The 5,026-nt window shown below is 54.6% G+C and carries 5 protein-coding genes; 3 read left to right on the forward strand and 2 right to left on the reverse strand.

Features of this window, described 5'->3' with window-relative positions; translation table 11 throughout:
• Positions 1–216 precede the first annotated feature (216 nt).
• Together QCH34_RS06590 and uppS are read left to right on the forward strand one after the other, a co-directional pair.
• Positions 217–1,254 (forward strand): radical SAM protein, encoded by a 1,038-nt coding sequence (locus QCH34_RS06590; protein WP_300332038.1) that lies wholly within the window; start codon positions 217–219, stop codon positions 1,252–1,254.
• Positions 1,251–2,030, forward strand: a complete 780-nt coding sequence (uppS, locus tag QCH34_RS06595; RefSeq protein WP_300332041.1) for a polyprenyl diphosphate synthase — start codon at positions 1,251–1,253, stop codon at positions 2,028–2,030. The genes QCH34_RS06590 and uppS overlap by 4 nt, the downstream gene beginning before the upstream one ends.
• Here uppS and QCH34_RS06600 read toward each other — a convergent pair.
• Positions 2,004–2,597, reverse strand: a complete 594-nt coding sequence (locus QCH34_RS06600; RefSeq protein WP_300332044.1) for an undecaprenyl diphosphate synthase family protein — start codon at positions 2,595–2,597, stop codon at positions 2,004–2,006. The two genes, uppS and QCH34_RS06600, sit on opposite strands and share 27 nt — an antisense overlap.
• Positions 2,594–4,324: a DNA polymerase/3'-5' exonuclease PolX gene (polX, locus tag QCH34_RS06605; protein WP_300332047.1), complete on the reverse strand. Its 1,731-nt coding sequence runs from the start codon at positions 4,322–4,324 to the stop codon at positions 2,594–2,596. Before polX ends, QCH34_RS06600 begins: the two co-directional genes overlap by 4 nt.
• 48 nt (positions 4,325–4,372) lie before the next feature.
• Between polX and QCH34_RS06610 the strand changes: the two genes are divergently transcribed.
• Positions 4,373–5,011, forward strand: a complete 639-nt coding sequence (locus QCH34_RS06610) for a metal-dependent transcriptional regulator (RefSeq protein ID WP_300332049.1) — start codon at positions 4,373–4,375, stop codon at positions 5,009–5,011.
• Positions 5,012–5,026 lie beyond the last annotated feature (15 nt).

Raw genomic sequence — 5,026 nt, forward strand, 5'->3', positions numbered from 1 at the left:
CATGATGATACATAGCATCATCATAATGAAAAAGGTACTCCTCAGGATACCTCTCTTACCCCGGCATTGCCCTCCTTCCACATGCCCGGCTCTCCCCGCCACCCGTCCGCATACTGTTTTACTCATACACGATCAATAGAGAAGCAGAGATCCAAATGACATTCCCCACCCCACTTTCAATCCACATACAAAATCCCACACCCGCGAGGCGATCCCATGGACAATGATGAACCCGTATCCGGCCTCATGGAGCGGGCCGAGACTCTTCTGCCGGAGAACTTAAGCGACGGGTGTATCCTCTGCTACCAGGGGGCAAAGCTCGTCCTCTTCATAACCGGCCTCTGTGACCGCACCTGCTGGTACTGCCCCCTCTCGGTCGAGAGAAAAGACCTCGATGTCGTCTTCGCAAACGACAAGCCCGTCTCATCAGATGCCGACCTAATCACCGAGGCAGAAGCGATGGATGCGCTCGGCACCGGCGTCACCGGCGGCGAGCCCCTCCTCTTCATTGATCGGACAGTTCACTACTGCAGGCTCTTAAAAGATCACTTCGGCAGCAATCACCAGATCCATCTCTATACCGGCCGGGCCCCGACAGAGGCAGATTTAGCCGCACTTCAGGGGGTTGTTGACGAGATCCGGATGCACCCGCCATATGAAGTCTGGGAGCATATCATGGAGACGGACTATCCGGAATCCGCACGGCGAGCAAAAGAGATGGGCTTTGATATCGGGATTGAAGTTCCTTCCCTCCCCGGTATCGGGAACCTCAGGCCGATTTTGCCGCTGCTTGACTTCTTCAATATCAACGAGCTTGAGTGGGGCGAGACCTGTGCAGACGAGATGCGGAAACGCGGCATGGAGTCGGAAGAAGGGCTCTATAACGCAATTAAAGGGGCAAAGGAATGGGCTGAGGAGATCACCGATGATCCGAAGGTGCACTATTGCTCTTCCGGCTTCAAGGATGCCGTCCAGCTGAGGGAGCGGCTCATACGAATAGCAACTATGACCGCCCGGAACCTTGATGAGATCACCGATGACGGTACAATCGTCTATGGAAGGATCAGATCCAACACCGATCTCAGCCATCTCCTCGCCACATTCGAAGAGGGGAGTTACGAGCTCCAGCCGGATGGCAGCCTCGAATGCGAATGGTGGCTCCTTGATGATCTGAAAGGAACACCCGGCCTTGAACTTGAGATCATCGAACGGTACCCGAATAACGGCATGATCGTGGAGATAGAACCACTATGACACTCAGATCCCTCCTGGAACCCCTCTACTTCCGCATCCTGAAGTCGACCATCACCCATATCCCGACCCATATCGCGATCATCCAGGACGGAAACCGGCGATATGCAAAAGAGATGGGGCAGAAGACGGGGTTCGGGCACCGGCAGGGGGCCAACACCACCGAGACGATGCTCGAATGGGCACGGGAATTTGGGATCAAACATATCACCCTCTATGCCTTCTCAACCGAGAACTTCCGGCGGAGCGATGAAGAGCTTACAGAACTCTTTGAACTCTTCAAGGATCGGTTCTTAAAAGTACTCACAGACGAGCGGGTACACAGAAACAAGATCCGGGTCAGGATGGTCGGCGACAAGACCCTTCTTCCGGACGATGTCCTCGCATGTGTCGAAGAGGCAGAAGAAGCAACAAAAGAGTACAGCAACCACTACCTCAATGTCGCCATCGCCTACGGGGGCAGGAACGAGATCGTCCATGCCGCCCGCCGCCTCGTCTCACAGGTCCGGGCAGGCACCCTCAGATCTGACGAGATCACCCCGGCAATGGTCGAGGAGAACCTCTACGGCGGCCTCGGGCTCCCGCCGGTTGACCTGATCATCAGAACCGGGAACGAATACCGGACCTCAAACTTCCTGCCATGGCTCGCAAACGGGAATGAATCTTCAGTCTACTTCTGCGCACCATACTGGCCGCAGTTTCGGAAAATAGATCTGCTCAGGGCGATCCGGGTCTATGATCAGAGAAGACGTTCAGGCTCCAAAGCGTCGTGCCCGTGACTGGAAATCCCTGATCGCACGGAGCAGATCGGTCTTCCTGAAGAACTCCCAGTTTACATCCAGGAAGAAAAGTTCGGAATAGACCGACTGCCAGATGAGAAAATCGGTGAGGTAGCTCCCGCCAGTCTTTATGATCAGATCGGGTGCGGATCTGAAGGTGAGATGCGACTCGATCGTCTCCTCGGTAAGATCACATGGGTCAATTCCTTCATCCGCTATCTTTTGAATGCTCTCTGTGATCTCCTCCCGGCCGCTCCTGCCAACGACGATCAGAACCGGGAGGCCCTCTCCTGAAAGAAAGACCTCATCTTTGAGATGCAGCTCGAGACGGGCATGCCGGGAAACCTCCTTCAAGTCATCAATAAAAGGCATCACGCAGGAGATATCGTCTGTGTCGATATGGAAGGTCAGCATCCCGATACCCGGGACACCCTCTGACCACCTGACAACTTCGTTGATCCGCTCAGGCGCAGACCGGAGATCGAATGCCGTCAGCATAAAACAGATCTCGCGGGGGGGAGTTGTGATCTCCCGCATCAGCAGGTATTCATAGAGCCTGTGTATCATCTGAAATAGTCCAGCAATCCGGGTAATGAATAGGTATTCAGAATATCGCGGGCTCCGCACCAGCCACGCCGGGCTGTCGTCACGCCATATCTCATCGCGGCAAAATCTCCCGGCCCATGGGAGTCGGTCCCGATTGCAATCTTCACTCCTAGTTCTTTTGCCGTCTTCAAATAAATATCATCAAGGTCGAGCCGGTATGGTGAAGCATTCAGTTCAACTGCCACCCCTGCCTCTCGTGCAGCCTCAAGGATCCGTGGAATATCAATTGCAGACGGCTCCCTTCTGCCGATCAGCCGCCCGGTCGGGTGGCCGATGATATCGACATGCTCGTTTTCTATTGCTGTTATCACCCTTCTTGTGATCTGATCACCTTCCTGGTGAAGCGAGGAATGAACCGAGGCGATGACGAGATCGAGATCGGCGAGTACAGAATCAGGCAGCCCGAGACTCCCGTCGGTCATGATATCCACCTCGATACCGGCGATTGTCTTGCATTCATGGTTTCGGTTTGCGATCTCGATCTCATGTGCCTGTTCGAAAAGCCCCTCAGGTGTGAGGCCCCGTGCAACACCGAGTGAGGCAGAATGGTCTGAACAGAGGATATAGTCATATCCAAGCGCATCTGCGGTTGCTGCCAGCTCATCAACCGAGAGCGATCCATCTGATCCGGTTGTGTGGGCATGGAGATCCCCCCTGATATCTGATAGCTCAACCAGCTGTGGCAGCGTTCCGGCTTCTGCGGCAGCAACCTCGCCACGATCCTCCCGGAGCTCAGGGGGAATGAAATGGAGGCCAAGAAGCGAAAAGATCTCATCCTCGGTTGCACACCGGGTCATCTCCCCGTTCTGTTTATTCAGGAGTCCGTATTCATTCAGCTGCATCCCACGTGCAATTGCCCGCTCACGGAGCCGGATATTAAACTCCTTTGATCCGGTGAGGTACAGGAGCGTCGCTCCAAACTCTATTGTATCTGCAAACCGTACATCAACCCGTTTCCCACGATAGAAGAACGAGGTCTTCTTCATCCCCTCATCGATCATCTCGCTGGCAATCTTCCGGATCCTGGGATTGACCGATTGCGCAGGCTCGGTCGTCACAATATCGATATCCCCGACTGTGCTCCTGCCGCGCCTGAGCGACCCGGCATACTCAAATGTCCCCGGAATGAGAATGGCAGCAACCTCTCCGGCAATCTCTTCTGCCTCCGGGATGAGCATCCTCCCTGATCGGTTCTTATAGACTTTGACCGCCCGGAGGATCTCTTCTTCCTTCTTCTCACCAAATCCCCGCAAGCCCCGTATCCGGCGCCCGCGGGCTGCGGTTTCAAGCTCTGCAATCGAGGTGATATTCAGGTGGCTCCAGAGCTTCTGCACCGTCTTTGGCCCGACACCATCCAGTTCAAGCAGTTCCGGAAGATCAGGGGGCACCTTCTCCATCAGGGATTCAAGTTCAGAGCAGGTTCCGGTCTCAGCAATAGCAAGAATGGCCTCTGATGTCCCCTTCCCGATGCCATCCAGCGCAACCAGTTCAGAACGGCTCATCCCGGCAACGGGCCTTGCCGATCTCCGCACCGCCTCTGCTGCGCGCTGGTATGCACGGACTTTGAATTGATTCTCACCGATTACGAGAAGGAGATCGGCAACCCTCTCAAGCACCCCGGCAACCTCCGCGTTCACCCCGCTTCCCATACCCGGTATTGGTATCCATCTCCTTATAGATGCACGCATTTCCTCCAAATGGCATACTATATCATTTACGACTCAGATACTCTGTATATGCAGACCTCTCTTGAGGAAGATCTCCTTGAAACCATCCTTCTGATCCAGCAGGAGGGAGATATCCCCACACTGGAGAGGATTTTTTCTCATCTCTCTCAACCGGAGGCATCAATTTCCACTGCACTTGAACAATGCATGCATCTGGATCTCATCGTCTCCGGGGGCTCCTCCGGCTACCACCTTACACCGGCAGGAAGAAGAGCTGCTGAGATGATCGCACGAAAACATGCTGTTCTTGAATGTTTTCTGAAAGAGACACTTGGTCTTGAGGCAGAGGCTGCCTCCCGTGAAGCATGCCTCCTCGAACATGATGTCTCCGAAGAGACGATCGACGCCCTTGATTCATTCATACAGTCAAAAGGGGGAAAGTGCCGGGGGCACTACAGGCGTCCCTGTCCCACCCCTCCGGAATCAAAACCACTCATCTCCTTCCCGGAAGGCGAGCCCCTTATCGTCACCTTTGTCCGTTGTCCCGGACGTCACCGGAGACTTATTGATCTTGGTGTTATCGAGGGTGAACCGATCATTATCCGGAGAAAACTTCACAATGAAGCCGTCGTCATCTCGGTGAAAGGGTGCGATATCGCCCTCTCCCCCGAAGTCGCCTCCGAGATCCATGCACGGAGAAGGGTATGACCGGACGCCTCTCCT

The sequence above is a fragment of the Methanocalculus sp. genome (assembly GCF_029762515.1).
In the GTDB taxonomy this organism is placed as follows: domain Archaea; phylum Halobacteriota; class Methanomicrobia; order Methanomicrobiales; family Methanocorpusculaceae; genus Methanocalculus.